26 protein-coding genes, 7 tRNA genes and 1 riboswitch are annotated in these 24,086 nt (G+C 33.2%); of the genes, 6 read left to right on the top strand and 27 right to left on the bottom strand.

Annotated features, from left to right (window positions below):
• Nucleotides 1-70: 70 nt before the first annotated feature.
• The 11 genes from FD06_RS03605 to FD06_RS03555 form a co-directional block, all read right to left on the bottom strand.
• A tRNA-Arg gene (locus tag FD06_RS03605) sits at nt 71-144 on the bottom strand.
• 25 nt (nt 145-169) lie between these two features.
• Nucleotides 170-255: transfer RNA gene (locus tag FD06_RS03600), tRNA-Leu, on the bottom strand.
• 16 nt (nt 256-271) lie between these two features.
• Nucleotides 272-343, bottom strand: a tRNA-Gly gene (locus FD06_RS03595).
• Between the two features lie 4 nt (nt 344-347).
• A tRNA-Thr gene (locus FD06_RS03590) sits at nt 348-421 on the bottom strand.
• Nucleotides 422-433: 12 nt separating this feature from the next.
• Nucleotides 434-515 (bottom strand) — tRNA-Leu (locus FD06_RS03585).
• 29 nt (nt 516-544) lie between these two features.
• Nucleotides 545-617: transfer RNA gene (locus tag FD06_RS03580), tRNA-Lys, on the bottom strand.
• 5 nt (nt 618-622) lie between these two features.
• A tRNA-Val gene (locus FD06_RS03575) sits at nt 623-695 on the bottom strand.
• A gap of 197 nt (nt 696-892) precedes the next feature.
• Complete coding sequence (gene serS, locus FD06_RS03570; RefSeq protein ID WP_056966138.1) at nt 893-2,173, bottom strand: serine--tRNA ligase; 1,281 nt, start codon at nt 2,171-2,173, stop codon at nt 893-895.
• A gap of 276 nt (nt 2,174-2,449) precedes the next feature.
• The gene (locus tag FD06_RS03565) at nt 2,450-3,094 is read right to left on the bottom strand and encodes a deoxynucleoside kinase (protein WP_056966136.1); all 645 of its coding nucleotides are present in this window, start codon (nt 3,092-3,094) and stop codon (nt 2,450-2,452) included.
• A gap of 111 nt (nt 3,095-3,205) precedes the next feature.
• Nucleotides 3,206-4,675 carry an amino acid permease gene (locus FD06_RS03560; RefSeq protein WP_054657554.1) on the bottom strand — a complete coding sequence of 490 codons (1,470 nt, stop codon included), beginning with the start codon at nt 4,673-4,675 and terminating at the stop codon, nt 3,206-3,208.
• A gap of 112 nt (nt 4,676-4,787) precedes the next feature.
• Nucleotides 4,788-4,966, bottom strand: a riboswitch (Lysine riboswitch).
• Between the two features lie 39 nt (nt 4,967-5,005).
• Nucleotides 5,006-5,503 (bottom strand): GNAT family N-acetyltransferase, encoded by a 498-nt coding sequence (locus FD06_RS03555; RefSeq protein ID WP_054657552.1) that lies wholly within the window; start codon nt 5,501-5,503, stop codon nt 5,006-5,008.
• A gap of 76 nt (nt 5,504-5,579) precedes the next feature.
• Between FD06_RS03555 and FD06_RS03550 the strand changes: the two genes are divergently transcribed.
• Nucleotides 5,580-6,383 carry a lp_1002 family arylesterase gene (locus FD06_RS03550; protein ID WP_056966134.1) on the top strand — a complete coding sequence of 268 codons (804 nt, stop codon included), beginning with the start codon at nt 5,580-5,582 and terminating at the stop codon, nt 6,381-6,383.
• Between the two features lie 27 nt (nt 6,384-6,410).
• Here FD06_RS03550 and FD06_RS03545 read toward each other — a convergent pair whose 3' ends face one another.
• Entirely contained in the window at nt 6,411-7,079 is a 669-nt protein-coding gene (locus tag FD06_RS03545) for a phosphatase PAP2 family protein (RefSeq protein WP_054657550.1), read from the bottom strand.
• A gap of 159 nt (nt 7,080-7,238) precedes the next feature.
• Between FD06_RS03545 and FD06_RS03540 the strand changes: the two genes are divergently transcribed.
• Both FD06_RS03540 and FD06_RS03535 read left to right on the top strand, forming a co-directional pair.
• The gene (locus FD06_RS03540; RefSeq protein WP_056966132.1) at nt 7,239-8,084 is read left to right on the top strand and encodes a sulfite exporter TauE/SafE family protein; all 846 of its coding nucleotides are present in this window, start codon (nt 7,239-7,241) and stop codon (nt 8,082-8,084) included.
• On the top strand, nt 8,084-8,449 hold the full coding sequence (locus tag FD06_RS03535) for a DUF1634 domain-containing protein (RefSeq protein ID WP_054657548.1): 366 nt from the start codon (nt 8,084-8,086) through the stop codon (nt 8,447-8,449). The genes FD06_RS03540 and FD06_RS03535 overlap by 1 nt, the downstream gene beginning before the upstream one ends.
• Before the next feature lie 9 nt (nt 8,450-8,458).
• Here the strand turns inward: FD06_RS03535 and FD06_RS03530 are convergent, their stop codons facing one another.
• The 3 genes from FD06_RS03530 to FD06_RS03520 all read right to left on the bottom strand — a co-directional run bounded on the left by FD06_RS03530 (nt 8,459) and on the right by FD06_RS03520 (nt 10,439).
• Nucleotides 8,459-8,917: a threonine/serine exporter family protein gene (locus FD06_RS03530; RefSeq protein ID WP_056966131.1), complete on the bottom strand. Its 459-nt coding sequence runs from the start codon at nt 8,915-8,917 to the stop codon at nt 8,459-8,461.
• A gap of 9 nt (nt 8,918-8,926) precedes the next feature.
• Nucleotides 8,927-9,685, bottom strand: coding sequence for a threonine/serine exporter family protein (locus FD06_RS03525; protein ID WP_054657546.1), 759 nt, complete (start codon nt 9,683-9,685; stop codon nt 8,927-8,929).
• Nucleotides 9,686-9,779: 94 nt separating this feature from the next.
• Nucleotides 9,780-10,439, bottom strand: a complete 660-nt coding sequence (locus FD06_RS03520; protein ID WP_056966129.1) for a metal-dependent transcriptional regulator — start codon at nt 10,437-10,439, stop codon at nt 9,780-9,782.
• Nucleotides 10,440-10,592: 153 nt separating this feature from the next.
• On the opposite strand from FD06_RS03520, the gene FD06_RS03515 reads away from it, so the two are divergent.
• Nucleotides 10,593-10,937 (top strand): hypothetical protein, encoded by a 345-nt coding sequence (locus FD06_RS03515; RefSeq protein ID WP_056966127.1) that lies wholly within the window; start codon nt 10,593-10,595, stop codon nt 10,935-10,937.
• A 37-nt stretch (nt 10,938-10,974) separates the two neighbouring features.
• On the opposite strand, the gene FD06_RS03510 is transcribed toward FD06_RS03515, so the two are convergent.
• The 4 genes from FD06_RS03510 to FD06_RS03495 form a co-directional block, all read right to left on the bottom strand.
• Nucleotides 10,975-11,871 carry a cation diffusion facilitator family transporter gene (locus FD06_RS03510; RefSeq protein WP_056966126.1) on the bottom strand — a complete coding sequence of 299 codons (897 nt, stop codon included), beginning with the start codon at nt 11,869-11,871 and terminating at the stop codon, nt 10,975-10,977.
• Nucleotides 11,872-11,968: 97 nt separating this feature from the next.
• Nucleotides 11,969-12,364, bottom strand: a complete 396-nt coding sequence (locus FD06_RS03505) for a hypothetical protein (RefSeq protein ID WP_056966124.1) — start codon at nt 12,362-12,364, stop codon at nt 11,969-11,971.
• A gap of 15 nt (nt 12,365-12,379) precedes the next feature.
• The gene (locus FD06_RS03500) at nt 12,380-13,132 is read right to left on the bottom strand and encodes a DUF1003 domain-containing protein (protein ID WP_056966122.1); all 753 of its coding nucleotides are present in this window, start codon (nt 13,130-13,132) and stop codon (nt 12,380-12,382) included.
• Between the two features lie 18 nt (nt 13,133-13,150).
• Nucleotides 13,151-14,026, bottom strand: coding sequence for an RluA family pseudouridine synthase (locus FD06_RS03495; protein ID WP_056966121.1), 876 nt, complete (start codon nt 14,024-14,026; stop codon nt 13,151-13,153).
• Between the two features lie 95 nt (nt 14,027-14,121).
• On the opposite strand from FD06_RS03495, the gene FD06_RS03490 reads away from it, so the two are divergent.
• Complete coding sequence (locus tag FD06_RS03490; RefSeq protein ID WP_056966119.1) at nt 14,122-14,751, top strand: carbonic anhydrase family protein; 630 nt, start codon at nt 14,122-14,124, stop codon at nt 14,749-14,751.
• A 433-nt stretch (nt 14,752-15,184) separates the two neighbouring features.
• Here FD06_RS03490 and FD06_RS03480 read toward each other — a convergent pair whose 3' ends face one another.
• The 7 genes from FD06_RS03480 to helD all read right to left on the bottom strand — a co-directional run bounded on the left by FD06_RS03480 (nt 15,185) and on the right by helD (nt 22,909).
• Nucleotides 15,185-15,475: a hypothetical protein gene (locus FD06_RS03480; protein ID WP_054657541.1), complete on the bottom strand. Its 291-nt coding sequence runs from the start codon at nt 15,473-15,475 to the stop codon at nt 15,185-15,187.
• Nucleotides 15,476-15,608: 133 nt separating this feature from the next.
• Nucleotides 15,609-15,926 (bottom strand): hypothetical protein, encoded by a 318-nt coding sequence (locus FD06_RS03475; RefSeq protein WP_054657539.1) that lies wholly within the window; start codon nt 15,924-15,926, stop codon nt 15,609-15,611.
• Nucleotides 15,927-15,972: 46 nt separating this feature from the next.
• Nucleotides 15,973-16,791, bottom strand: coding sequence for a C40 family peptidase (locus FD06_RS03470; protein WP_082605283.1), 819 nt, complete (start codon nt 16,789-16,791; stop codon nt 15,973-15,975).
• A 20-nt stretch (nt 16,792-16,811) separates the two neighbouring features.
• Nucleotides 16,812-17,879, bottom strand: coding sequence for a C39 family peptidase (locus FD06_RS03465; protein ID WP_056966116.1), 1,068 nt, complete (start codon nt 17,877-17,879; stop codon nt 16,812-16,814).
• 128 nt (nt 17,880-18,007) lie between these two features.
• Nucleotides 18,008-19,558, bottom strand: a complete 1,551-nt coding sequence (gene guaA / locus FD06_RS03460) for a glutamine-hydrolyzing GMP synthase (protein ID WP_082605282.1) — start codon at nt 19,556-19,558, stop codon at nt 18,008-18,010.
• A 65-nt stretch (nt 19,559-19,623) separates the two neighbouring features.
• Nucleotides 19,624-20,547, bottom strand: coding sequence for a type I pantothenate kinase (gene coaA / locus FD06_RS03455; RefSeq protein WP_056966112.1), 924 nt, complete (start codon nt 20,545-20,547; stop codon nt 19,624-19,626).
• 61 nt (nt 20,548-20,608) lie between these two features.
• The gene (gene helD, locus FD06_RS03450) at nt 20,609-22,909 is read right to left on the bottom strand and encodes an RNA polymerase recycling motor HelD (RefSeq protein ID WP_056966110.1); all 2,301 of its coding nucleotides are present in this window, start codon (nt 22,907-22,909) and stop codon (nt 20,609-20,611) included.
• A gap of 164 nt (nt 22,910-23,073) precedes the next feature.
• Here helD and FD06_RS03445 point away from each other — a divergent pair, with 164 nt between their 5' ends.
• On the top strand, nt 23,074-23,721 hold the full coding sequence (locus FD06_RS03445) for a histidine phosphatase family protein (RefSeq protein ID WP_056966108.1): 648 nt from the start codon (nt 23,074-23,076) through the stop codon (nt 23,719-23,721).
• A gap of 13 nt (nt 23,722-23,734) precedes the next feature.
• Here FD06_RS03445 and FD06_RS07665 read toward each other — a convergent pair.
• On the bottom strand, nt 23,735-24,086 hold a 352-nt coding region (locus FD06_RS07665), incomplete at its 5' end, for an LPXTG cell wall anchor domain-containing protein (protein ID WP_162256010.1).

Genomic DNA, 24,086 nt, shown 5'->3' with positions numbered 1-24,086 from the left:
AACCTGCGACCCCCTGGTCCCAAACCAGGTGCTCTACCAAGCTGAGCTACTTCCCGAAAAAATAAAAAAATGCACCCAGTAGGACTCGAACCTACAACCTTCTGATTCGTAGTCAGACACTCTATCCAGTTGCGCTATGGGTGCATGTAAAAATATATATTAAGTTAAATGCCGAGGACCGGGATCGAACCGGTACGGTCATCACTGACCGCAGGATTTTAAGTCCTGTGCGTCTGCCAATTCCGCCACCCCGGCATAATAAAATTGGCAAAGCGGAAGACGGGATTCGAACCCGCGACCCCCACCATGGCAAGGTGATGTTCTACCACTGAACTACTTCCGCATAATGCCGACTAGACGATTCGAACGCCCGACCTCTTCATTACTAGTGAAGCGCTCTAACCAACTGAGCTAAGTCGGCATATACTTACAATGCGGGCGAAGGGATTCGAACCCCCACGTCATAAGACACTAGAACCTAAATCTAGCGCGTCTGCCAGTTCCGCCACGCCCGCAACGTATATACAACAATATTAAATTGTAATGAGCCGTGGCAGGTTCGAACTGCCGACCCTCTGATTAAAAGTCAGATGCTCTACCGGCTGAGCTAACGGCTCATAAATGGAGGATACAGGGCTCGAACCTGTGACCTCCTGCTTGTAAGGCAGATGCTCTCCCAACTGAGCTAATCCTCCATGAGATCATTCCGGTTAAATTAAACAACTTGTATATAATATCAAGTTAATTGTTTATTGTCAAATATTTTTTATTTCGTAACAAATACTTATCAAACAACAAATAGTATTATATATGATTAATTAAAAAAAAGCTAGTATTTTTTGAAAATTTCTAAAAAAATAACGTTACTTAACATAAGCAACGTTATTTAAAATTATTCTTTTGTAATTTTCTTCATACCATGCATGTATGGTTGTAATACTTCTGGAATATCGATACTACCATCTTCATTTTGGAAGTTTTCTAGAATAGCAGCAACCGTTCTTCCAACCGCTAGACCTGAACCATTTAGTGTGTGAACATATTGAAGCTTACCATTTTCGTCACGGTATTGAATATGAGCTCTGCGAGCTTGGAAATCTGTAGTGTTTGAACAACTAGAAATTTCACGATATCTACCTTGGGCAGGCATCCATACTTCAATATCATGTGTCATAGCAGCTGTAAAACTCATGTCACTAGAAGTTAAAGTTATTACGTGGTATGGAATACCTAACATTTTTAATAATGACTCAGCATGTTCAGTAATGCTTTCAAGTGCTTGCCAAGATTCCTCAGGCTTAGTAAATTGAACCATTTCAACTTTATTAAATTGATGTAGTCGAATTAATCCTCTAGTATCACGACCTGCACTACCCGCTTCTGATCTAAATGCAGGAGTTAGTGCCGTAAATTTAACTGGTAACTTTTCGGTAGGAATAACCTCATCACGATAGTAATTTACCAATGGAACTTCGGCAGTTGGAATCATCGTTAAATCACTATCTTGAATTTCAAATCCAGCCTTATTTTCTAAGAACTTAGGAAATTGTCCTGTTCCGTACATTGAAGCTGAGTTAACCATGTATGGAGGTAAAACTTCTTTATAACCTACTTTATCGTTTTGGTCTAAATAGAAGTTATAAATTGCTCTTTCTAATTGTGCACCGGCTCCCATGTAGTATACGAAACGACTACCGGCAACTTTAGCACTACGTTCGAAATCTAGAATGCCTAATTTTTCACCAAGGTCCCAATGATGTTTTGGTTCAAAATTGAATTTACGAGGTTCACCAATTTTTCTTAATTCAACTGCACCTTCTTCAGTCAAACTAACTGGAACGCCATCTGCTGGAATGTTAGGCAAATGTGCAGCTAAATCTTGTTGATCTTTTTGAACTTTTTCAAGTTGTTCATCCAAATCTTTGGTTTCTTTGGCAACTTGTTTCATTTCATTAATGGGTTCAGTTGCATCTTCTTTGTTGCGTTTTAATTGTGAAATCATTTCTGAAACTTTGTTCTTTTTAGCTTTTAATGATTCACTTTTCAAAATTAAATCACGACGTTGTTGGTCAAATGATAATAACTTATCAATTGTTTCTGCCGGAATATTTCTAGTAGCTAATTTTTCTTTAATGTATTCTGGGTTTTGACGAATTTTTTTGATATCTAACATATAATTTCCTCCTAAAATAAAAAGAAGGCGCTCGTCTATTGGGACGAAGGCCTTCTTTATCGCGGTACCACCCAAGTTCTTGATGCATATAAATAACATCAAACACTCGAAAAAGATAACGGACTAATTCCGTGTAGCATTACCTACCCACTATGCATGTACTCGGAAATTTCGACGACTAATTTACACCAACCATTAGCTCTCTGCAATGTCTACTTATATAGCACATATAACGTTTTATTTATCTGAATACAATCTTATTACATAAATTTAAGTTTAGCAACTAATTAATGTTTCATACTTGTTTTTAATTTGTGCTAAAACTATTTTAAAATCTGCTTCATTCTCAACAAAATCATATTTATCACCGTCAATTTGCATTTTAGGTGATTGATTATAATTGTCATACCAACTATTATAACGTTCATTTAGTAATTGATAATATTTGTATAGTTCTGGGTCTTTATCAATTTGTTCAAATGAACGTCCCCGTTTTTTAATCCGCTTTAGCATCGTATCAAATGAAATTCTAATGTGAATTAATAAATCTGGATTCTTAACAATTTTAGCATCAGGAATTTCTTCCATCATATTCTCCAAAAGTGAATCGTAAATATCTGCTTCAGTCGAAGTTGCACGACCTAAATCAGCGTTCAAACGAAACATTAGGGAATCTTCATAAATTGAGCGATCCATAATGCTATCTTTAGCATCTAAACGTGCTTGCTTGATTAAGTCTAAACGACTATTAAGAAAATATATTTGAAGCAAAAAAGCATATTTCTGTGGATTTTTATAAAATAACGGCAAAATTTCATTGTCATCTACGGATTCATAATAACCTGATAAGTCCATCTCATTGGCTAACATTTTAGTTAAAGAGGTCTTTCCAGCCCCTATCGTTCCAGCTAGTACTAGCATAAATATCTCCTTAGTAATTTAATAGCTTTAAACATTGTAATACATTTAATTAAATAATCACAAATAGTTTTAAAAATAAAAAGGGATGCCATCAAGCATCCCTTTTACAATTTAATCATCACTTCTATTGTGTTCGTTCATAGTTGGTGAAACATCCACCTTATCCAATGGAATCAAATGGGTGTGATTTTTAATTTTATATACAACATACAAAATTAAAACTAATGGTACTGAAATATAAGTAATTCCAATTTGTTTCCAATCAAAAGATACGAATGAGTTAATGTCTTGGCCACATATAACTAAAATACATAGGATTAAAGTTAAGATTGGGCCAAATGGGAACCATGTAGCATGATATTTCAACTCACTCACTTGATGCCCTTGTTTAATAAAAGCTCTTCTGAAACGATAATGTGAAATTGCAATTCCAACCCAAGCAATAAATCCAGTTAAACCAGAAGCGGCTACTAACCATAAATAAATTGATGGTCCCGCAAAACTACTTAAGAAAGTTAATAAAGCGACTAATGTAGTTGCTAATAATGAATATAAAGGAATTCCTTTACCAGTAGTTTTTGAGAAAACCTTAGGTGCATATCCATCATGAGCCATTGAATATAACATTCTAGTTGATGCATACATACCTGAGTTAGCTGAAGAAATAACTGAAGTTAAAATGACTGCATTCATTAATGAAGCTGCAGCTGCAAGTCCAGCACGTTTAAATACTAAAGTAAATGGACTAATTGCAACATCTGAAGCACTAGAACCTAATAAGTCATGACTAGTATAAGGAATAATGGCAGCAATTACGATAATAGCAAAAATGTAGAATAAAATAATGCGCCAGAAAACTTCCTTAATCGCTTTTGGAACTGATTCATGCGGATTATCAGATTCACCAGCAGTTATTCCAACTAATTCAGTTCCTTGGAATGAAAAACCAGCAACGATAAATACACTCAAGATAGCTGGAATTCCACCAACAAATGGTGCTTGTTTATAAGTAAAATTAGATAATCCAGTAGCATGACCACCCATAATTCCAAAAATTGTTAATACTCCTACTGCTAGAAAGACAAAAATAGTAATAACCTTAATTAAAGACATCCAAAATTCAGTCTCACCGAACGCTTTAACTGAAAGTACGTTAATCAAGAAAATAAGGGTTAGCGTCACCGAACTAAAAATCCAACTAGGCATCGATGGTAACCAAAACTTCATAACTAAAGCAGCAGTACTAATATCAACTGCAACCGTTATCGCCCAGTTAAACCAATAATTCCACCCCATCGCAAATCCTAATGCTGGATCAACGTATTTAGCTGAATAAGCAGCAAAAGATCCAGATACAGGCATATTAGTTGCCATTTCACCTAAGCTAGTCATTAAAAAGTAAACCATTAGGCCCATTAAAACATATGCAACCAATGCTCCACCAGGTCCAGCCTGACTAATCGTGGAACCAGATGCAACGAATAGTCCGGTTCCAATACATCCACCTAATGCAATCATAGAAACGTGACGTGTTTTCAGTTCTCTATGAACTCCATTAGAGTTATTATTTTGTTCACTCATAAGTGATTCCTCCTAAATATGTTTCTAAGAGGTGCATACAAAGACAAATAACTAAAAAAGAATCTCCCCTTGTTCAAAAGAAGAGATTCTTAAAATAGCATTCTAATTATTGATCTTAGAAAGCACTCCGTAGCCTATTTGCTACGACAGTTCTTAGTCTATTAAACTAAGACCCAAAAATAATATGATAAAGCATATTATAATTTCGGCAAAATCCCCTTTCATAGATGTTCATCGCTACTTTATTAGCTAGCACCTACTACTAATGTCTTTTGCGCCTCTTCTTAGATTACTATAAGATTATATAATGACTATACAAAATATTCAACATTATTTTAGATTTAATACCCAAGTTTCAGTTTCACTGTCTGAAGAAAATTTTATAAAGCCATTCTTTTTCAAAACATTCATTGAACCTACATTATCTTTCTTGAAAGTTCCAAAAAGCTTTTTAACTTTATTTTCAAATTTCAATAATTCAATTACTTTTGATAAAGCTAAAGTCATATATCCTTTATGGCTGTAATCACCTTGGATTAAATATCCTAAATCTAATTCAGTTGATAGTGGCTCATTATTGTCGCCAACGTTTTCAAATAAGTTAATTAAACCAATCAATTTATTGGAATCACTATCACGAATAGCTACCGTGTTATTCTCAATATCTGAATCTAGTAACATCTTAGCATTAACCCTTGAATCAATTGGAACAAATCCACAATATTTAGCAATGTAATCATTATGCATTAGTTCAAAATAGGCATCTAAATCTGCAAAGGATAATCTGTCTATCGTAATTTTGCCTAAGTTTAATTTTGATATTCGCATCGCTTAACTCCTACAATAAATTTATTGCGTTAAAATAATAATTGTAACTAAAAACTTTATGGGAGGCTATAAAAACATGAAAATAATTAAAGAAAGTGTCCGTGAAAATTCGAATGCTTTTATGCAGGGATACATTAGAAACGCTGATGCTGAAAGCGGCCATTTTAAATATCCGGCCGTGATTATTGTACCAGGTGGTTCTTACACACACATTCCCATCAACCAAGCCGAAAGTTTCGCCCTAACTTATTCAGCTCAAGGTTACCAAAGTTTCTTTTTAAGATATACTTTTGAATCTGAAGCAACCCCATTACTACCTAATCCATTAATTGAACTAGCTAATACCATCAAAATGATTAAAGAAAATGCTGTTGAATGGAATATTGACGAAGATAAAATCGTAATTGCTGGTTTTTCCATTGGTGGTCACATTGTTAGCCTATTCAATGATTTATATGACTCAACATGGTTTAGAGACATTGCCAAAATAGATGATGCTAGTCAAATTAAACCTGCCGCTACTATTCTAGGTTATCCGGTTATCAACTTAAAACTAGGTTTCCCAAATGATGAAGAAAAAATTGCGAACTGGATTGATAATGATATTGAGATGGCGGCAGATGAACACGTTACACAAACTAATGTACCAACCTTTATTTGGGCCACTACTGATGACCCCGTTGTCCCAAGCATGAACGCGATTAAATACGCTGAAAAATTAAATGAAAATAGCGTTGATAATGAACTTCATTTATTTCATCATGGACCACATGGCTTAGCACTAGCTAACGACTTAACAGCATGGAACGATGCGTCTAATGATTCGCACGTAGCTAAATGGTTCCAATTATCAAATGAATGGTTAAAAGAAATTTTGTAAAACAAAAGCGGCTATAATAGCCGCTTTTTATATATAAGAATGATTAACTAACTTAACATTATTTTTAATGATTGGGGCAAAGTATACGTATAATAATTGACCAACTTGTAGCCATGTATAGCCAAAACAAACTGCTCCTATCGTATCAGTTGGATAATGAGCATTTAAATAAATTCGTGACAACATTACTAAAATCATAAAAATAATTGTACAAATCTGGATAATTAATACTTTTTTTCTACTCTTAATAATTGGTAAAACAATTACCCAAATTATTCCGATAAGTAGGAATGTATTTAAAACATGTCCACTAGGAAAACTAAAACCAGTATCGTGAGCTAAATGGAATATTGGGCGTGGTCTTTGAACCAAGTGCTTGATAATATAACCAACGGCATCTCCACCAATTAAAGTACAAATGGCCCAAATAGCAGGAACTTTATATTTAGTTCCCCATAAGAAAAACGCCATTATTAAAACCCAAATAATTCCTATTTTAGGGCTAGCTAGATTAGTAATAAATGTATACAATCCGTTTAACCAACCCGACTGGTCTTTTTGAACGCTTCCAATAATTGCAGAATCTAAAAACTGCAAGTATCCTGAATTTATAACAACAAAGATAGTTACAGCACCAGATAAAATAGCAGCTAAAACCAGTTTTACATATCGAGTTAAATCCTTATCGATTATCATAAAGATTTTTTCCTCCCAAAATCATATAATTATACCAACTAAGTATACCATATCGACATATTTAGCTGTTTTAATTTTGACAAATATTAATATATATATTTAGTAACTGTTATACTTATTAAATATGCACAACATAAATAAATTCAGGAAGTGAGTATTATGATTAATATCGCAATTACCATGATTGTATTAGGCATCATAGCTGGAATTGCGGGGGCTATTTTAGGCCTAGGTGGCGGCATTATTGTAACACCTATTTTAACTCTAATGTTTGGTTTAGATATCAAATATGCGATTGGAGCCAGTATTATTGTGGTCATCGCCACTAGTTCTGGGTCAACCATTGCTTATTTAAAAGATGAAGTGCTGAATTTAAGAGTTGCGATGTTCCTAGAAATTGCAACTACTGTCGGTGCTATTGCTGGAGCCTTATTAACTGGCATCTTAAGTCCTAAATATTTATACATATTATTTGGACTACTGTTAGTATTTTCTGCTTACAACATGGTTAAAAAGCTTTTAAATAAGAACAGTAAAACAAGCCAAATTAAAAATGATCAATTAGCTACTAAACTTAAATTAAATGGGAGCTATTACGACAAGTCTTCAAAAAAGCAACTTGATTATAATGTACAAAATGTACCTGGTGGTTTCATTGTTATGTTCGGAGCCGGCTTAGCTAGTGGATTGCTAGGAATTGGTTCTGGTGCTTTCAAAGTTATCGCTATGGATACTTTTATGAAGATGCCACTAAAGCCTTCGAGTGCCACCAGTAATTTAATGATGGGAGTAACAGCGGCAGCTAGTGCAACTGTATACTTTTTCAATGGATCTATCCTACCATACATTGCGGTCCCACTAGCCCTAGGGATTTTATTAGGTTCAGTTATTGGTTCTAGAATTATGCAAATTTTACCAGCTAAATGGATTCGGGCCATCTTTGTACCAGTATTATTTTATATTGGAATTAACATGTTATTACAAGGATTTGGGGTGAAATTGTAATGAATAATAAAAATAAACAAATAGCTGATGAAATGAATGAAATTGAACTTATCATTGGTAAAATCCTTCGCATTGGTGTCATTATTTCCGCTACAATTATGATTATTGGGCTTTTATTATTTTTAGTCACTGGAAATTCTGGTTACGACCAAAACTATATTCCAAACAATTTTAAAGTAATTTTTAAAGGAATCGTTCAATTGAAACCATATGCAATTATGATGCTAGGTATTTTTTGCTTAATCTTAACGCCTGTCTTAAGAGTAGTTGTATCTATTTATTCCTTTTATAAAGAAAAAGATAAATTGTATGTCTATATAACATCAATCGTGCTAATAATTTTGATTTTTAGTTTATTTATCTAAAAAGAAGCCTTAAAAAGGCTTCTTTTTTATTGATATTTTTTTCTTTAATCTTAAAAATAATTGATTTGCAAATTCTGAAAATAAGAATCCAGCTGCAATCGCTCCAGCAATGAACACTACTTGAATCAAATATGATTTAGCCAAAGTGTAATTACCAGTAGCTAAGTATTTCATAACTTGATAAGCCTGACCACCAGGCACCAATGGAACTAATGCCGGAATATTAAATATAATAACTGGTAACTTTTTACATCTAGAAGCAACTATTCCAAAAATTCCAATAGAAAATGTTCCTAAAGCATTAGCTTCAATGTATCCACCAACATATTGCGTATAAAAATAATAAATTAACCAACCCATAACGCTTACGATACCACCCACATTAAGGGCTCGTTTGGGTACGTTAACTAAAATACCAAATCCAATCGTACCTAAGTAAACTAAGATTATATTAAAAAATAATTGCATTGTTATTTATCACCCCAATATCTTAATGGCCATCGCTACGCCAAACCCTAATGCACAAGCACTTATTATCGCTTCTACTCCTCTTGAGGGCCCACTGATCAAGTTACCCGACAAGACATCCCTCACCGCATTAGTAATCGGCACTCCTGGCACTAACGGCATAATACTTCCAATGATTAAGTCATCGACACTATTACCCAAATGAAGATAATTAATCGATATTATCGATAACAATCCAATGCCTAATGCCGCAATAAATTCACTTAAGAACTTGATGGAAGTGTATTTTTCAATTACAGAATACATAATCCAACCAAATACTCCAATTAAACAAGCAATGGGAAAGTCTTTGATGTTATTCCTAAAAACAATTTCCAAACAGCCACTAACCATTGCGGCACCTAGTAATTGCATCCATTTATTAAAACGTGGAACTGTATCATCAATGTGTTCTAAAGCATAGTAGAATTGTCTTAAATTAATTTTACGTTCGGCAAATTTACGTGAATAATCATTAACCACCGAAACTTTTTCTAAATCGAAACTACGCTTATCAATTGAAATCACTTGCGCACCATTGTTGTAATTTGCAGACATTATAATCCCCGTTAGTGTAACGTATGACCTCGCTTGAAAGGCGCCAGCATTTTTAGCAATTCGGTCAATTGTGTCCGTCACTCTAACCATTTCCGAACCGTTTTCAATCATAATTTTGCCAGCTAATAAACAAATTTCAACTACTAATCTATCGCGGTTTTTAGGATTCATTCAATATTCCCACCTATCTATCCAAATAATATTAGAGCCATTATAACATTGTACATAAACAAAAAGAATTGAGTTTTTACTCAATTCCTTTTGTTTATTCTTCGACTTTTTTTATAAATACATAGTGAGAAGCTTTGTAGCTAATCACAATTTCTTGTTTATCAGTAATATTTTTAACTGTTACAGGGCCTTCAAATGGTGAATGCTTAATTACTTCTAACTCATCACCAATATCTAGTTGAATATCGCCTAAGTATGTTAGTAAATCATGATTATCAATAAAACGGTCTACAATAACTTTTTCACCATCTTCAGCATCATTTAAAACGGTGTGACTATCTTCTTTGTAGTGCCCATGTGTATCTGGAATTACTCCCCCATGTGGACAGTGAGTAGGATGGCCTAATTTCTTATCTAAAGCATTTAAGAGTTTGTCACTAGTAACGTGTTCTAGAACTTCTGCTTCCTTATCAACATCTGGTAAAGAATAACCTAAAGCGTTAACTAAGAAACTTTCCCAAATACGATGTTTACGCACTAGCATTTCTGCTAATTTTACACCTTTATCGGTAAGGAAAACGCCAGAATAAGGTTCATGTGAAACTAAACCTTCCTCTAACAGCTTATTTATCATTTCAGTAACTGAACCAGCGGCAATGTCTAAACTAATTGCAATACGTTTGTTAGTAACCTTACTTTTAGTTCCACCTAGTTCAAATATTATTTTCAGATAATCCTCTTTCTTTGGGGTCATTCTTATCAGCGTCTCCTAAATTTTAAATTATATATAATCTATATTTTTACTACAATATTACATTATAAACAAGTTTTACGTTTTACGAAAACATTTATTAAATATATAATGTGGATAGGCAACAAAATTTGTTTGAATAGAGGCGCACGTCATATGAATGGAGAAACACATAATTTTTCTCAATTAAATGAACAAGCAAAGCAGGTTGCAGTAAAGAATTTCACTACTTTTTATGTTCATTTATATAGAACAAAAAACCTAGAAATTATATCCGATAAAGTAGATAACGCTATTTTGTGGGATATTGACCGCCGATTATACCGTGATAAATTTGAATTAACCGACGAAATCATTGCAGACTCATACAAGTACAGTTATAAAGAATATGAAAAAGTTCTAGTAAGCTTGGGTCAAAAATACTTCAGCAATGGTAATCCTGAAATCAATTGGGATGAATGGTACAACAAGCAATACAATGCTGTTGGTGCTGGATTATAATAAGCAAAAAGGGATGGAAAAATTTCCATCCCTTTTGTTATCTAATATCTTTTCCAGTATCAAAGTATAAATCTTCTTTTTTACCACGTTCAACTTCAGCTTGTAGCGTCACGTGGGTAACATTGTATTTTTGCTTTAATAGTTTACTGATGGGGTCATATATTTTTTCAGCATCACTAATCATCATATCATGCATATTAATATGGGCCGAAAATATAATACTATTTTCATCGACTGACCAAACATGGACGTGATGAACACCAGTTACACCATCAACTTGCATTAAATCATTTTTAATTGCATAGCAGTCAACTTGTGGTGCCGCTTGCATCAAAATATTAACGGTTTTTTTAATAATAGGATACGTCTCCCACATAATATACAAGGCTACTACCATTGTGATGATGGGGTCAACAATATTCCAATTAAATAACTTAATTAATATTCCGGCGATAATTACTCCAATCGATGCTAAAGCGTCACTTAACAAATGCAAATATGTAGCACGCATATTTAAGTTATGTTTAGAACCCTTACTTAATAGTAACGTAGCAATACAATTAGCCACTGTAGCCACGATGGCCACAATAATCATTAGGCCCCCATCGACATGTTCAGGTTCAAAAAATTTTTGCACCGCCTCAATAATTAAAAAGACTGATATAACAATTAAAAACAATGAATTTAAAAAGGCTGATATAATCTGTGCACGTTTAAAGCCAAACGTATTTTTTTGTGTCTGCGGACGTTGACTAACCCGATGTGCATAGTAGCTTCCCACAATTGAAGCAGAATCACCTAAATTATGTAAACCATCTGATACTAATGACAGACTTCCCGCAAGTAATCCACCTAATAGTTCAGCAACTGTAATACAAACATTCAAAACGGTAACAATTAAAAAGCGTTGTCCCGATAGTTGATCATTATGCATTTAACTCACTCCTATCTACACTTCTATTATATACATATATGTTCATATTTAAATAATAAAATTAAAATAAAAAAGGATTTCTATAAAAAGAAGTCCTTTACTCAACAATTCGCCAATTACCTTCATCAGCTTTTGAAATCATATTTAAAAAGTGTAGTACCGAATGAGCACGTTTTTCATCGTGTTTAAACAAACGATTCAATCCTTTGCCTGATGTCATAGGATTACTCAACGCAAAATTGCCATCATTTAACTGACCTTCTGAAAATGCAACCACCGTATCACCAGATTCAATTTTAGTAAACATGAAGAAAGAACTATAGTCGTCCTCTTCTTTCATGTAAGCTGGCATTGCCCAAATATCATCCGCAATTTCTTGCATTTCATTATCCATGAATTTATAGTCTTTATGGTTCTTACGCGTAATTTCATTTTTTAAAACAAACATCATGTTATCGAAACTAGCATTTCCTAGTTTAATGTTATCGTCCATTGAATTAAACATCCCCTATTTTTTATTTTTCAAAGCTAAACGCAATTTAGCATTTTCATTTCGTAAGTTAGTCAATTCAGTTCTAACTTCTCCCAAGATTTGTAATTGTAATTTTTCAATTTCCAAATCATGCGGTAATTGGTTTTGAGTCAAATGGTCCAATTTAGCATGTAAAATCCGTAATTCATGTTCTGATTTTAAATTAACATGAAAGTCATTTTCAGCATCTAAGCGATCACGGTCAGCTGAACGGTTCTGACTCATCATAATAATGGGTGCTTGAATAGCCGCAATACAGCTCAAAGCTAAGTTAAGTAGTATAAATGGATATGGGTCAAAATGCAAGCCAAATAACGATAAGCCGTTAATAATCATCCAACCTAGTAATACGCCCACAAAAATAAAAATAAAACTCCAACTACCACCAAAACGTGCTACTGCATCTGAAACTCGTTGACCAAAAGTCAAAGTTTTAGATAAAGCAACGTTCACATCGGTAATTTCGTAGTCGTCATTTTGTAAGGCTTTAGTTAGTTTACGATTAATTTTTTGGCTTTGCTTTAAATCGGCATTAATCATTGAATCAACCCTAGCCATTCGATATTTTAAAAGATGATGACTACAAATAAAACTATTGATTTTAGCTTTTGGATAATCATGTTTTATCAAATTAACAATTGAAGGATGTAAATCGGATAAAAACAATCCCTCATCCTCCATAAAAACTGCATCATCAACTAAACATTTGACTGCATTATTTCTGTCCATCTCTACCACTCCCATACTTTATTTAATTACTTGTTGCATATCATTAGGCAATTCTACGCTAAACTCCAGGTTATGTTCAGAAAAATCATCATAAAATTTTAAAGAATACGCATGTAGCGCCTGACGTGATATACCTTGGTCTAGTGGTCCATTATATAGTTGATCGCCCAATAGTGGATGCCCTAAATGTGTAAAATGTACTCTAATTTGATGGGTTCGGCCAGTGTGAAGTTCAACTTGCACTAAAGTTTTATCAGCAAAACTTTCTTTAACCCAAAACTCAGTAATTGACGGTTTCCCATCTGAAATTACTCGACGTCTAAACTCATCACCCACTCGGCCAATTGGTTCATTTATCAGACCATGCGCCTTATTGATTTTACCTGAAACAATTGCTAAGTATTGTTTCTTGATTTTATGACTAGCTAATTGTTGGTTAGCTAAACTATTAGCTAGGCGGTGTTTAGCAATTAAAACTAACCCACTCGTAAAGCGGTCTAGCCGTGTGATAATATGTGGTTTTAAATCTAAACTACCCTGCTGTTTTAAATAACCCTTAACTCGATTAACCAGTGTGTCACAGCGATTGCTAGGCCCCGGCACACTCGTTAGTCCAGCTGGTTTATTCACCACTAACCAATTATCGTCCTCATAAATAACGTTGATAGGCTCATTACTAATTGGCACATTTACATCATTACCCTCATTAGGAAATTTAACCAATACGTTTGTATTAGGCGCCACCCTGCCATCTGAAGCTAATTTTTGATTATTAATTAAGATTTCACCCGAAGTTTTTAATTCATTATACATCCGATGACTAATGCCCTTAGCATTTAAAAATTTTTTAATTCCGTAAGTTTCATTACTATGATTTAAAAAGGTAAACTGCATCTTGATTCCTCATTTCTAATAATTTACCAATCTTATGCTATATTAACATATAGGGTTTATGAATATTTTAATTTAAATGGAAAAGAGTTGTAATAATGCTTAATTACGATAATCAAAATGGCTGGCCAAATCAGCTTGGTAATTATCAATCACCAATAGATTTAAATACCGAAGTTAGCACTAAATATGATGATAACTTAGCCATTAGTAGTGACATGTACTATCAACTAACTCAAGAAATTAATGATAGTACTACTATTCGATTGCTCGGTCATGGTAACGCTACGATTTTCAACCGAAAATTTACTTTCCAACAATTACATTTTCATTTGCCATCCGAACACACGATTGATGGTAAAACTAATCCCTTAGAAATTCATTTGGTACATACCAATGCAATTGGGCAAACCGTAGTGGTCGCTATCATGGTCAATAAGGGCAATAGCAACGCTGACCTTCAAGCTATTATTAACCATTTTAACAATAAAGAAGACCAATCAGTTAACATTTCAACTAACCAATGGATTCCATCCCTAGCCAAAGGTTTTCATTATCTCGGTTCACTAACTACTCCCCCCCTTACGGAAGGTGTAGAGTGGTTGGTCATTACCAACTCCCAAATTACAGTTAGTGATAATCAATTAGCATGGTTTCATAAAAATTTTACACATAATAATCGCAAAACACAGCCACTATTTGAAAGAAAAATTGAATGGTACAAATAAAAAGTACTTTATAATTGCTAAAAACAATTATAAAGTACTTTTTTAATATCAAATTTTAGAGAAAAGCAATTAAATAATTTCTACCAAAAGAAACTATATGGATTAACAACGCCAAATAAGTACAACCATACTATCAGGCTAGGTATAAATAATATTAGATGAAAGCAAAAAAAGATTTTGTAATATATATTCAAATCATGCCAACCTAAATCTTTTAGCCTAGTAATAAAATCTAATATATTAAATACACTGATTATCCCAGTTATTAAAAGTCCAAATGTAACGAGTACATCTGGATGAAAAGGATCTCTATTTGCTAATCCTATAATTCCATCAATAATTAACAGAAACGGTAAAAATAAAATAGCAATCTGAATTAATATTTTATATCTATATTTCATATAACTCCTTAAAAATCATTAAAAAAATCGTATTAAAGAAATGGTGCCCATGCTATAAAGCTAGGGACTGCTAACAATACATAAAAAAAGAAGAAAAACTTATGATAAAAATGTATATTATGCCACCCAATTGAATTCAACTTAATAATAAAAGCTACTATGTTGAATAAGCAAATTATACCGGTCATTAAAAGGCCAAGTATAATTGCAACATCTGGGTGAAAAGGATTTCCAACCAATAGGCCAATAAAGCCATCAATAATTAACCAGAATGGAAAGAATAAAACAGCAATTTGAATTAGTATTTTGTATCTATATTTCATATAACTCCTTAAAACTTATAAAATTACATGGACATTGTATTACATATGACTATAAGTATAAAGTAAAATTAGGTAATCAATTACCTATAAACATAGGAAACAAATTACCTAACTACAAATTAAATATTGTATATCAAAAAAATCTAAATGGATTAATAACACCTAAAAATACTAGCCATGCTGTAAAACTAGGTATAAATAAGATTAAGTGAATAAAGAAAAAGATTTTGTAATATTGACCAATTTCATGCCAACCTAATAAAAACAGCCTAATCATGAATAATAATATATTGAACATACTAATTAGGCCAATTATTAACACTCCAAAAAATATCAAATCATCCGGGTGTAAGGGAACCTTATCTAAAACACCAATAAAACCGTTTATAATCAGCCAAAACGGATAAAATAAGATAACAATTTGAATCAATACTTTGTATCTATATTTCATAAAACTCCTTAGAAATTATAATCAGTAATCTTACTTATATATTATTTTAATTCCAAGGACGGGCTACACCAGCAACATCAGATCTTTGACCATTTCTAATAGCAGCAACCATAATACGAGGTGGCCAACTTTCAATAACTCGGTTTCGACCTAAATATAAAGCAACATGCCAAATTGTGTGTGTTCCAGGTTGGTAATAGAAGATTAAATCTCCACGCTTACGATTTTTATAAGCAACATGTTTAAATTTGTGACTAGCAAATAAATTACGAGAATTCCATTCGTTGCCTGGATATGCATGATGGATAGAACTGATTGGTTTAGGGTCAATTCCTCCGGCATATAAAGCTTGCATAACTAATCCTGAACAATCGGTTCCATATTTAGGACTAGAAGATGCTCCATAAATATATGGATTACCCAAATATTTATACGCTTGTTTAATTGCAGCTTCAATATGTGCTTTTCTACCCTGATTACTTTTAGCACCTAATGGGGCTACGTAATTATCAATGCTAGTCCATTCTGACTTAGGAAAACCTAATTTTACCCAAGTTTTTTCATCAACAATCCCGTTGGCTTTTAAGTGATGTTTTCTTTGAAAATTTTTAACAGCATATTTAGTAGCGTAATTATACTTGTTATATCCACCATAAGTACCTAGTCTACGCATTACTTTGTATGTTTTAATACCTTCATAGCCAACATCTAAATTATAGCCAACTTTACCATATGGTTTAATTTGCTCATTTTGAATTTGATAATATTTTTTGGGGTTTTGGTAATCTTTAGCATTAGCTTTAAACCCAACTAATGAAAAACAACATATTGATAATAGTAATAAAATTGATTTTTTTAATTTCATAATATTAGTCCTTTCACATCTTAATAACTCAAGGTACGTTTAGCATCAGCTGCATGCAAATGACTAAAGTTATTGTAATTTAATTTGATACGCTTATATCTCCAGGGGTCATTCAGATATATATATTTATGGTCATATCCATAAACTGTTAGAGCATGATTAGGAAATCCATCAATATGGGCAAGCCAAACCACGACTGGGTGATTTATATTAACCTGTTTCTTTATTTTATTAATAGAACAACCGGTCATGTTTTTAGAACTGCCTAAATACTTTTTAACCATTTTCACTAATCCCTTAGGATAGATGTACCAGCCACTCTTGGAATACGGACTGCCAACAAAACCTTTATTAGGATTTGATGAACGTGGCATTTCTTTAGCTAGTTGCATTTTATTTTTATGAACTCCAGCATACTGAAACATCATTGTTAAAGCTGTAATTTCACAACCAGTAGGTAATTGTGGTCGTTGAGCTATTAGAGGTACATTAGGTATATATCTAATTCCTGCATCAAAATAATTAGCATTGATCCAAGCTCCCGAATCAATTTGATAATAAGTTTTGGAATGCAAAGTTCCTTTTTGCTTTATGTAAACATTAACATCACTATTTACTTTATGCTTGATTAATTCATTATTTTTATATGCATTAATTAATTTTTTATGCCATTTTTGCTTAAATCTAGTTTTATATTTAAGTGGTTTGGTATCTGAAAATACAATTTCTCTACGAGGTTTATTGTTATTATTTTCATTTGAATTATTATTGCTGTTATTATTGTTATTATTTTCATTCGAATTATTATTACTGTTATTATTTTCATTCGAATTATTATTACTGTTACCGTTGTTTTCATTCGAATTATTTTCTTGATGATTTGAGTTATTGTCTTGGTGATTATCAGAATTATTATCTTGACTATTTTGATTAGAATTATCACCAGTAACATTAGAGCTATCATTGGCTGGGGAATAACTTTCACTACTACTTGAAGGTTGTGAAGTATAATCATCAGCATAAACGTTTGTCGAACAAAAAATTCCTAACACAGCAATGCAAAATACAATTATTCTTTTACAAAACATATCTACACCTTTTTATCATTATTTTTTTATAGCAATATAAACATTATATTACACATAACTATAATTTTAAAACACAAATAAAAAAACGCTATCCAAAATGGATAACGTTTTTTTAGGAATATAAATAATTATTCCCATTCAATTGTCGAAGGTGGCTTACTTGTAACATCGTACACTACTCGGTTAATTCCACCGACTTCATTTACAATCTTAGTTGAAATGTCTGATAATACATCCCATGGAATTTGTGCAAAGTCAGCAGTCATTCCATCGATTGATTTAACGGCACGGATTGCAATAGTGTAGTCATAAGTACGACCATCACCCATTACTCCCACACTTCTAAACCCTGGAAGAACAGTAAAGTATTGCCAAATTTCACGGTCTAGACCAGCTTTAGCAATTTCTTTTCTTAAAATGTAATCACTATCACGGACGATTTGTAATTTTTCTTCAGTAATTTCACCAATTACACGGATTCCTAAACCAGGACCTGGGAATGGTTGACGCCATACCAAGTTAGCTGGAATGCCTAGTTTTTCACCTAATTCACGTGTTTCATCCTTAAATAATGAACGTAGTGGTTCAATTAATTGGAAACGTAAATCTTCTGGTAATCCCCCAACATTATGGTGAGACTTGATAGTTTGGGCAGTATCAGTCCCACTTTCGATAACATCGGTGTATAAAGTTCCTTGTGCTAAGAAATCAATATCTTTTAACTTACGAGCTTCATCATTGAAAACTTCAATAAATTCATTACCAATGATTTTACGTTTTTGTTCTGGTTCCGTAACACCCTTTAGTTTACCTAAGAATCGGTCCTTGGCATCAACTTTAATGATGTTAAGACCAAACTTACCAGCTAAACTGTCCATCACTTCGTCAGCTTCATTTTTACGCAATAAACCGTGGTCAACAAAGATACTAGTTAATTGATTACCAATTGCCTTGTGCAATAGCACTCCGGTAACACTAGAATCAACTCCACCAGATAGACCTAAGATAACTTTTTTATCCCCTACAACTTCACGAATGTGTTCAATTTGTAGGTCGATAAAGTCTTCCATTGACCAATTAGCTTCGGCATGACAAACGTTAAACGCAAAGTTCTTCAAGATGTCATTTCCATACTTAGTATTTCTAACTTCGGCATGGAATTGAATAGCATAGAAGTTCTTAGCTACATTTTGCATAGCTGTGATTGGACAATCTTTACTTTTAGCAACTAATTCAAAACCTTCTGGAACTTTAGATACTAAATCACCATGACTCATCCAAACTGGTTGTTCTTTAGGTAGCCCTTTGAATAAAGTATCATCAACGGTTACTTCAATATCAGCATGTCCGTATTGACCATGTTCTTCTCCCGCAACTTGACCACCTAATTTATAAGCCATTAATTGCATTCCGTAACAAATTCCTAAAATCGGAATTCCTAATTCAAAAATTTCTGGATCAACGGCTAATGCATCATCAGCATACACACTGTTAGGACCACCAGAAAAAATGATTCCCTTTGGATTAAAACGTTTTATGTCATCAATTGACATATCATGTGGCTTAAGTTCTGAATAAACTCCAAAATCTCTAATTCTACGTGTAATTAGTTGATTATATTGGCTTCCAAAATCAAGCACTAAAATTTTATCAAAAGACGATAGATCAATGTTTGTCACGCCATACACCCCTCTTTAATAATTGTTACTATCATAAACTATCAGAATACTACGGTCAAATTTTTTTAGTACTTTCTAAGTAAAACTTGGTCGATGTCATGGTTATCCGTCTTATGCAAAATTAAATCTGCCCGTGTCTTAGTCGGCTTGATATTTTCTAATAAGTTAGGCAAATTAATCGTTTCCCAAACATTTTTAGCAATGTCGATTGCTTTGTCACGATTGGTATGGGCCAATTCATAATAATAGTTTGATGGACTTTGAAACGCGGTATCCATTAATTTCTTAAAACGATCTAAATACCAATTCTCAATTAAGTCGTCAGCTGCATCAATATAAATGGAAAAATCAGTAAAATCACTCACATAGATTTGTTGATTAGAGGGCAATTGTAACGTATTAATCCCCTCAATAATCAACACATCAGGTTGGTCGATAATGTCATAACGATTAGGAATAATATCGTATACATCATGTGAATATACAGGGGCCTTGACATTACTCTTACCAGATTTTACTTCGTTTAAGAAATTAATCAGTTTCTCCATATCATAACTCTCTGGAAATCCTTTACGATCCATTATGTTCATTTCACGCAATTTGGCACTTGGATACAAGAAACCATCCGTCGTAATTAATTGAATTTTTTGGTCACTAAAAAAGTACGATAATAAAACTTTCAATAACCGTGCGGTAGTCGACTTGCCCACCGCCACACTGCCGGAAATTCCAATAATATAAGGTACCTTACGCGTTGGTTTAGAAAGAAAGTCCGCTTTGGTTTTTTGCCATTCATTAAAATGATCCGTTTTTAATTTTAGTAGATGTACGATTGGAATATAAATATCATGAACATCATCTAAGGAAATTTGGTCATTAAAGGCCTTCACGCGCCGTAAACTGGCCTGCGTCATTGGCAATGATTCAGTATGATAAAATTTTTTCCACTCATCTTGTGAAAACGAATAGTAATTAATTGGTTCAGTCAATGTTACATCCCCTTATTTTAAACAAAGAAAGAGTTCATTCATTCGAACAAACTCTTTAGTTTTATTTCATTATATATAGTTCTTTTGGTACTCGGTCTAAAATTGGTGTTACGGCGTGCTTAGCAATAATGGTCAACTCATGCATTGCACGGGTACAAATTGTATATACCAATTGGCGGTCACTTTCATCACTATAAACATCAGCTGAAGCATCCCACATAATAACTGAATCAAATTCTAGTCCCTTGGCTAAATAAGAAGGAATAATTAGCGTTCCCTTTAGTAAACGTTGGTTTTCAGTTTGAATCAAGTTAGCTTCAATATTATTTGCTTGTAGTTCTGCATACAAAGTTTTACATTCAGCCAAAGTCTTACAAATAATGGTGGTAGTATCGTGTTTTTGCTGGTCTAAAGCAATTTTATCTTTCAAATGTGTAATTGCAGCAGCGTCATCATTGTAAACTTCAACTAATGGTTTTTCGCCCTCACGAGCAAATGCTTCAATGGCTTCACCGTCTCCTAAAATGTGCTTAGTAAAGTCAGTGATTTGTTCAGTTGAACGATAAGACTTAGTCAATTGCACCACATTCGTCTTTTCAGGGTTAAACATGGTCCCCAATTCTTTTAATAAATGATGACTATTTTCATGGGTGAAAATAGCTTGGTTTAAATCACCTAACAATGTGAAACGGGCTCGTGGGAACGTAAACTTGAGAAACGCCATTTGAAAGGCTGTGTAATCTTGAACTTCATCAATGAATAAATATCTAATATCTGTTTTAGGACGTTTCCCACTAATCTTATCAAATAAGTATAAGTAGGCTGAAACATCTGACATTGAAATAGCACCGTTTTTAATCCCAGCAACCGTTTTTTCAATATTGGCCTGCCAATCAGCAGCGTTCAAATTGTATTTTGCTAAGTCTAAGATATGTGGCAAACTCTTGAGGAAGTGGACAAATTGATTATTGATGCTCAAGAATCTAGCATGCACAATTTGTTTTCTAACCCTTCTAAAGGCCCCAATTACAATATGTTTAGCTAAGAAATCAAATTCTTTATCCGCATTTTGGAATTCATCTGGATGCGTAGATTGAACGGCTTGAATTTGTTCACGACTCAATGATTGCACCGCATCTTCTACCCATTTTTTCTTCATTTCGGCTTTAACTCGACGATTCAACATCTTAATTAAACGTTCTTTAGTTGCTGATAGGCGATTTCTTAAGTTGTAGTTTTCATTAAAGCTATAGTAAATTTCCGCAATCTTTTCTTTTGGAATAAAGACTTCTTTATTGAACATAATGTTTTTAAAACGCATATCTTCTTTATTTAAATGGTTTGCATAAACAGTTTCAGCCTTAAAGAAATCAAGACTATTTTTCAACGTATTAATATTACGTAAATTAGTGTCATCTGAATTATCTTCTAAGAACCGTTGTGATAAATTCTCTACCTTTAGATGCGGTACACGAATACTACTATATTGGTAGTAAGTCATCTGTACCATGTTTTGTTCACCCAACTCTGGTAAAACTTGATTAATATAGTCATTAAACAATTGGTTCGGTGAAAATAAGATGACTTGACTGGAAGTTAACTTACCACGATAACGATATAACAAGAACGCAATTCTTTGTAATACCGCTGCGGTCTTACCAGAACCGGCCGCTCCTTGCACAAATAGCAAGTCAGAACTAGTATCACGGATAATTTGGTTTTGTTCTTTTTGAATCGTGGTAACGATACTCTTCATTTTAGTACTAGATTTACCATTTAAGTTATCTAATAACATTTGGTCACCAACCACTTGGTCAGTGTCAAAAATAGTCTTTATTTTACTATTTTTGATTTGAAATTGACGTTTCAAAGTTACGTTGACTGATTGAGTTCCCATAGGAGTTTCGTAAGTCACATTGCCAATTTTACTATCGTAATAAATACTAGAAATAGGAGCTCGCCAATCGTATACCAAATAATGGTCAGGGCTGTCAGTAAATGAACCCAGTCCAATGTAAATAGTTTCAGCTTTATTCTCGCCACTTTCTTCAAAATCTAAGCGGGCAAAATATGGGGTATCTTCCATTTTCTTTAATTTAGCATATTCATCCGTCGCATGTTGCCAACTATTTTCACGTTCTTCCAACATTTGTTGTTGTTGTCTAATTGAAACCGAAGTTTCCATCATCCCACTATAAGTACTGGTGTTTAGACGAACGTCGTTATAAAAGTTTTTATTAATATCAGCTTTGTCTTTTTCAGTTTTACTAATCTTTTTAGCAGCTGCGGTTTCGGCAGCCTTAATTTTTTGAACGACTTCATCAAGATGGGCCTGTTCATATTTTTTAATTGAATCAGTCATATTTATTTCTCCTAAGTATTGGAATTTTAATGAATAATTTTAGCATACATATGATGCTATAACAAAAATTTAAACATTATTTAAGTATTTGCACCTAATAAATTTAACATATCTTATTATATGCTAAAATTAGAAAAGATTTGATTTTATTTAGGAGGTAAAATATGGCTATCAACTTATATTTTGTTAGACACGGACAAACTTTTTTAAATAAGTATCACCGCATTCAAGGTTTGAGCAATGCACCATTAACTGAAAAAGGTATTAATGACGGTATTGCTGCTGGTAAACGTCTCAGCAACATTAAATTCAATGCGGCATATTCCAGTGACATGCAACGTGCCATTGATACTGCAAAATACATTTTACAAGAAAATCAATCCGAATTAACAACTCCCAAAGTAACTACTGCGTTTCGTGAAGAAAACTTTGGCTACTTTGAAGGTAGTGATGATCAATCTGTATGGCATATGATTGGATCACCTAAGGGTGCTAATACCTTTAATGAAATGATTGATAAATTTTCCATGGAAAAAGTGGTTGATATGATTGCTGAAGCTGACCCATATGGCGATGCTGAAACTAATCAAGATATTTATAATCGCTTTATGCCAGGGTTAAAAGATGTTATTAAACAAGCCGATGACAATGATAATGTATTAATTGTTGCTCATGGGACTTTAATCAGATGGCTAGTTAGTCAATTCGATAAAAGTATTAACGTTGCTGATTCACCTAAAAACGGTGGTGTTACTAAGCTAGTAGCTGATGGTAACAAGATTAAAGTAGAATTTTTTAATAAAGTAGACTAAAAAAGAAGAGATTTTATCTCTTCTTTTTATTTAAACTAATTTTTCTAAAAATTAAAATGGTTAAAATGGTAATTCCAAAAAATGATATTAATAAGCTTATAATAATATTTTCTCCTGTTTGAGGAAGTTTACTACTATGATTATGATTTTGTAAATTACCATAAGGATTATTTGAATGTTTTCTAATAACAACTTTGGCGTTTGTTTGAGAATGGTTGTTATCAAAGTTTAGTTTTTTATTCTCTTCTTTATTGTTATATTTTCCATTATTACTTGGTTGTTCCGGTGTATCTGGTTTGCTTGGTTGTTCTGGTGTATCTGGTTTGTTTGGTTGTTCCGGTGTATCTGGTTTGTTTGGTTGTTCC

The organism is Apilactobacillus ozensis DSM 23829 = JCM 17196, assembly GCF_001435995.1.
Taxonomy (GTDB): domain Bacteria; phylum Bacillota; class Bacilli; order Lactobacillales; family Lactobacillaceae; genus Apilactobacillus; species Apilactobacillus ozensis.
This window is presented reverse-complemented; position numbering and strand designations above follow the sequence as displayed.